Here is a 5,240-nt window from a genome sequence, read left to right as displayed (position 1 = left end):
GTCCTGACGATGACGAATCCCCCCGGAGGCCGCAGCTTCCGGGGGGATTCGTCATCGGGCCGATGCCAGGCCGCCGCCGTCAGGCCGCCGTCAGACCGCCGTCACATCCAGGCGAACGGCGAGCCCGCGGCGTAGGAGAGCGCGCGGGTGGCCTCGTCCAGGGTCTGTTCGCTGCTGGGCGCCGTGCCGGTGGCCCCCGGGAGCGGCGTGGCCGGCGCCCCGGTGCTGCCGGGGGTGGTGGTCGCCGGCCGGCCGTCGCCCGAGCGCGAGCTGGTGACGGTCACGTAGTGCCCGACCGCCTCGATCCGCGGCTCGCCGCCCGTCCGGGCGCCGCCGGGCGGCTGGGTGGGGGCGGTGGTGGTGTCGGCGAGGATGAAGGCGACCGCGCCGGGCTTGGCCCGCAGGGCGTCGGCGGCCCTGGCGGCGGAGGGCTGGTCGGGGAAGCGCAGCAGGGTGACGCTGCTGAGCACCGGGCGGTCCTGGCCGCTGAAGCTGACGGTCAGGTAGCTCTGGCAGCCGGTGTCCTTGAGCGGGTCCTGGGCGCGGTCCTGGAGCACTTCGGCGCAGTTCTCGCCCTGCCGGACGCCGTTGCGCCGTGCCTTGAAGGCGCCGACCTCGACGGGCCGCTGGGCGGGGAAGAGGTTGTCGACGTTGAGGGCCTCGGGGTCGGTGCGCGGCGGCGGGGCGCCCACCACCTTCGGCGTCGCGGTCGCGTCCTTGCTGGAGGGGCCGAGCCCGGGTATGTAGTCGCCGGGCATCGGGCGGGTGATGATCCATCCCCCGGCCGCGACCACGCCGACGACGACGATCCACCCGGCCGTTCGACGGACCGTCAGCCGACGGCCCCGCGTGCGGCCCGTCCCCCCATCGGTGCCGGCGTCGCCGCCGACCCGCTGCTCTGCCCGGCCTTCCCGGCCTTCTCCCGGAGTCGGGGTGCGCTCCCCCTGCGTGGTCATGGCGCAGATTCTAAGCATCCCGGGGGTGGCGTGGATCACGGGGTCGGGGGTTGTGGATCATCGTCCGCCGCAGCCCTCGGCCACCGGCCCGGCGTCACCCTCGCCGCCCGTTCACCACCCACTCCCTACCCACCGGTAACCTCTGGCCCGACCTCGCGTCAAGCGCGTGACCAGCGGCGGAGCCGTGACCTTCGACACTGTGGCAATCGGCACATCCTCACACCGATCTTCTGGCGGGTTTGCTCTGGCGCCGCTCGATCACCACCAGGCAGGATCGGCCCCATGGATCTGCTCGATACCCTCACCGCCAAGGGCCTGCGCGGCGAAGTCCCGACCCGCGAGGAGGCCCTGGCCGTCCTCGCCACCACCGACGACGAGCTGCTCGACGTGGTCGCCGCGGCCGGCAAGGTGCGCCGCCGCTGGTTCGGCCGCCGGGTCAAGCTCAACTACCTGGTGAACCTGAAGAGCGGGCTCTGCCCGGAGGACTGCTCGTACTGCTCGCAGCGGCTCGGGTCCAAGGCCGAGATCCTCAAGTACACCTGGCTCAAGCCGGACCAGGCCGCCGACGCGGCCCGCGCCGGGGTGGCCGGCGGCGCCAAGCGGGTCTGTCTGGTCGCCAGCGGCCGCGGTCCGACGGACCGCGACATCGACCGGGTCACCGACACCATGGCCGCCATCAAGGACGCCGACCCCGAGGTCGAGATCTGCGTCTGCCTCGGCCTGCTCTCCGACAACCAGGCCGAGCGGCTCAAGGCGGCGGGCGCCGACGCCTACAACCACAACCTCAACACCTCCGAGGGCACCTACGGGACCATCACCAAGACCCACACCTACGCGGACCGGGTGGACACCGTCCAGAAGGCCCACGGCGCGGGCCTGTCCGCCTGCTCCGGCCTGATCGCCGGCATGGGCGAGAGCGACGAGGACCTGGTCGACGTCGTCTTCGCCCTGCGCGACCTGGGCTCGGACTCCGTCCCGGTCAACTTCCTCATCCCGTTCGAGGGCACCCCGCTCGCCAAGGAGTGGAACCTCACCCCGCAGCGCTGCCTGCGCATCCTGGCGATGGTCCGCTTCGTCAACCCGGACACCGAGGTGCGGATCGCCGGCGGGCGCGAGGTGCACCTGCGCTCGATGCAGCCGCTCGGCCTGCACATCGCCAACTCCATCTTCCTCGGCGACTACCTGACCAGCGAGGGCCAGGCCGGGCAGACCGACCTCGACATGATCAAGGACGCCGGCTTCGAGGTCGAGGGCGCCGGCGAGGCCACCCTGCCGCGCCACCGCGCGGACGTCGCCGAGGCAGACCGGGCGGGCGGCGGCTGCGGCACCGCGGCCTCGGCCTGCGGCAGCGGCGGCGGCTGCGGGCCGTGCGGCGGGCACGCCCACAGCTCGGACGCCTCCGCCCCGGAGACCGTCCCCTCGGAGGCCATCCCCTCGGAGGCCGTCTCCCCGGCGGCCGTCTCCCCGGCGGCCGTCGCCGAATCCGGCGCCGAGGACGAGCTCCGCAGCGACCTCGTCAAGGTCCGCCGCCGCGGCGCCGGCACCGAACTCGCGCCCAACGCCTGACAGTTCCGACCCTCCGGAGAACGCACCATGCTCCAGCCGTCCGCGGCCGACCTGCTCGCCCTCGACCGCGCCCACGTGTGGCACCCGTACGGGCCGATGCCCGGGACCGTCACCCCGTACGTGGTCGAGTCCGCCTCCGGGGTGCGGCTGCGCCTGGCCGAGCCGGTCGCGGGCGGGCGGCGCGAGCTGGTCGACGGGATGTCGTCCTGGTGGGCGGCGATCCACGGCTACCGGCACCCGGTGCTGGACGAGGCGGTGCGCGATCAGCTGGGGCGGATGAGCCATGTGATGTTCGGCGGGCTCACCCACGAGCCCGCCGTCCGGCTGGCCGCCAGGCTGGTGGAGATCACCCCGGAGCCGCTGCGGCACGTCTTCCTCGCCGACTCGGGCTCGGTGGCCGTCGAGGTCGCGATGAAGATGTGCCTCCAGTACTGGCAGTCCACCGGGCGGCCGGCCAAGCGCCGGCTGCTCACCTGGCGCGGCGGCTACCACGGGGACACCTTCCACCCGATGTCGGTGTGCGACCCGGACGGCGGGATGCACCACCTCTGGGGCGGGGTGCTGCCCGGCCAGCTGTTCGCCCCGGAGCCGCCGGCCGGGTTCGATGCTCCGATCGACCCCGAATACGCCGCGCGGTTCGAGGAATTGATGGCGCGTCACGCCGACGAGCTGGCCGCCGTCATCGTCGAGCCGGTGGTCCAGGGCGCGGGCGGGATGCGCTTCCACTCCCCCGCCTACCTGCGGATGCTGCGCGAACTGTGCGACCGCTACGGGGTGTTGCTGGTCTTCGACGAGATCGCCACCGGCTTCGGGCGCAGCGGCGCCCTGTTCGCCGCCGACCACGCGGGGGTCTCGCCGGACGTGATGTGCCTGGGCAAGGCGCTGACTGGCGGCTACCTGACGCTGGCCGCCGCCCTGTGCACCGGCGAGGTCGCGGACGGGATCAGCCGCGGCGAGGTGCCGGTGCTCGCGCACGGGCCCACGTTCATGGGCAACCCGCTGGCCTGCGCGGTCGCCAACGCCTCGCTGGAGCTGCTGCTCGGGCAGGACTGGTCGACGGAGGTGAAGCGGATCGAGACCGGGCTGGCCGAGGGTCTCGCGGCGGCCGCCGACGTCCCCGGCGTACTCGACGTACGGGTCCAAGGGGCCATCGGCGTCGTGCAGTTGGACCACCCGGTGAACGTCCCGGCGGCCACCGAGGCGGCGGCGCGCGAAGGCGTGTGGCTGCGGCCGTTCCGGGACCTGATCTACACCATGCCCCCCTATGTGACGGAGGACGAGGACGTGGCACGGATCGCTGCCGCCGTGACCGCCGCGGCGGTGAAGGGATGAGCGCGCGCATCCTCTTCGTGACGGGGACCAACACGGACGTCGGCAAGACCGTCGCCACGGCCGCCGTCGCCTCGGCGGCACTGCGGGCCGGACGGAAGGTCGCCGTGCTCAAGCCCGGGCAGACCGGTGTGACGGCCGACGAGCCCGGCGACGCCGCCGAAGTCCGGCGCCTGGCGGGCGAGCTGACGATCCGTGAGCTGGTGCGCTACCCCGAGCCGCTGGCGCCCGACACCGCCGCCCGACGGGCCGGGATGCCGTACCTCTCCCCCGCCGACGTGGTGTCCGAGGTCGCCGAGCTGGCTTCCACACACGACCTGGTCCTGGTGGAAGGCGCGGGCGGGCTGCTGGTCCGCTACGACGACGAGGGCCGCACGCTCGCCGACCAGGCCCGGGCGGTGCTCGACGCCGGCCTTCCGGCCGAGGTCCTGCTGATCGCCTCCGCCGGGCTCGGGACGCTCAACATCGTCTCCCTCACCGCGGAGGCCCTGGCGGCCCGGGGCCTGCCGCTCGCGGGCGTGCTCGTCGGCTCCTGGCCCGCCGAACCCGGCCTCGCCGAGCGCTGCAACCTGGCCGACCTGCCCCGCTCCGCCGGCGCCCCACTGCTCGGCGCCCTGCCGGAACGAGCAGGCAGGGTCGAGGACTTCGCCACCCTCGCGTACGCCTCGCTGGCCCCTGAGCTGGGCGGCAGCTGGGACGCGGAGCACTTCGCGCACGTCCACCGGCCCGAATCGACCCCGCTTCGCTCGAAGGGGTGATCCCGGCTTCCGCCCCTGTCGGAAGCCGGGACGGCTCAATACCGTTCTTTCCATGACAGACGGGCTCACCGCAGACGAGGCCCTGCGGGCCTTGGCCGCCCTGGAGGCGGCGTGGAAGGACGACGACGAGGCGCTGTTCGCCCTGGCGGCGGGCGGCACCGGTGAACGGCCGCTGCCGGCACTGGTCGCCGCGTACGGCGAGCACGCCATGGATACCCTGATGGCGCTCGCCTTCGGGCTGCGCGCCACCATGAGCGACGAGGAGATCGCCGAGATCTCCGACGCCGTCAGCTCCAACATCGGCGCCCGGATGAGCGCCCTGCTGACCCAGACCCTGAAGGCCTGGGGCACCCTCGCCCCGGCGGAGGACCTCTCGGTGACGAAGATCATCGCCCACACCGTGATCGACGCGATGCGGGCCGTCACCGAGGACCCCAGCAAGACCGAGGTGCTGCCGCTGCTGGCGACCTTCCGCAGCTACGCCCTCAACGGCACCTGAGGGAGCGGGGATTCGCGGTTCGGCGTGGGGGGGGGGGGGGGAAAGCGGCCCCCGCGCGCAGAGCGCCGCCCCCCGCCCCCCCCCCCCCCACCCAAACCCCCCCCCGAAGCGGGGCGGGCTAAAACGCACAAC

At 73.8% G+C, this 5,240-nt stretch carries 5 protein-coding genes; 4 read left to right on the top strand and 1 reads right to left on the bottom strand.

All coding sequences use genetic code 11. From position 1 onward, the window contains the following. Positions 1 to 101: 101 nt before the first annotated feature. Positions 102 to 956: a hypothetical protein gene (locus ACWGKU_RS39620; RefSeq protein ID WP_452180668.1), complete on the bottom strand. Its 855-nt coding sequence runs from the start codon at positions 954 to 956 to the stop codon at positions 102 to 104. 282 nt (positions 957 to 1,238) lie between these two features. Between ACWGKU_RS39620 and bioB the strand changes: the two genes are divergently transcribed. From bioB to ACWGKU_RS39600, 4 genes are read left to right on the top strand one after another with little or no spacing between them, the layout of a single operon-like run. Then, positions 1,239 to 2,522, top strand: a complete 1,284-nt coding sequence (gene bioB / locus ACWGKU_RS39615; RefSeq protein ID WP_452180667.1) for a biotin synthase BioB — start codon at positions 1,239 to 1,241, stop codon at positions 2,520 to 2,522. Between the two features lie 27 nt (positions 2,523 to 2,549). Continuing rightward, positions 2,550 to 3,854, top strand: coding sequence for an adenosylmethionine--8-amino-7-oxononanoate transaminase (locus ACWGKU_RS39610; protein WP_401052112.1), 1,305 nt, complete (start codon positions 2,550 to 2,552; stop codon positions 3,852 to 3,854). After that, on the top strand, positions 3,851 to 4,609 hold the full coding sequence (bioD, locus tag ACWGKU_RS39605) for a dethiobiotin synthase (protein WP_452180666.1): 759 nt from the start codon (positions 3,851 to 3,853) through the stop codon (positions 4,607 to 4,609). The genes ACWGKU_RS39610 and bioD overlap by 4 nt, the downstream gene beginning before the upstream one ends. Before the next feature lie 52 nt (positions 4,610 to 4,661). Continuing rightward, positions 4,662 to 5,108 (top strand): hypothetical protein, encoded by a 447-nt coding sequence (locus ACWGKU_RS39600; protein ID WP_359913369.1) that lies wholly within the window; start codon positions 4,662 to 4,664, stop codon positions 5,106 to 5,108. The last annotated feature ends 132 nt before the right edge of the window (positions 5,109 to 5,240 follow it).

It is taken from the genome of Kitasatospora sp. NPDC054768 (assembly GCF_053612025.1).
The sequence above is the reverse complement of the archived record's forward strand: the minus strand, read 5'-3'. Positions and strand labels throughout refer to the sequence as shown.

Excerpts from the sequence above, each read along its gene's own strand:
- ACWGKU_RS39600 (WP_359913369.1), top strand. The coding sequence starts at position 4,662 with ATGACAGACGGGCTCACCGCAGACGAGGCCCTGCGGGCCTTGGCCGCC.
- ACWGKU_RS39610 (WP_401052112.1), top strand. The coding sequence starts at position 2,550 with ATGCTCCAGCCGTCCGCGGCCGACCTGCTCGCCCTCGACCGCGCCCAC.
- bioD (WP_452180666.1), top strand. The coding sequence starts at position 3,851 with ATGAGCGCGCGCATCCTCTTCGTGACGGGGACCAACACGGACGTCGGC.
- ACWGKU_RS39620 (WP_452180668.1), bottom strand. The coding sequence starts at position 956 with ATGACCACGCAGGGGGAGCGCACCCCGACTCCGGGAGAAGGCCGGGAA.
- bioB (WP_452180667.1), top strand. The coding sequence starts at position 1,239 with ATGGATCTGCTCGATACCCTCACCGCCAAGGGCCTGCGCGGCGAAGTC.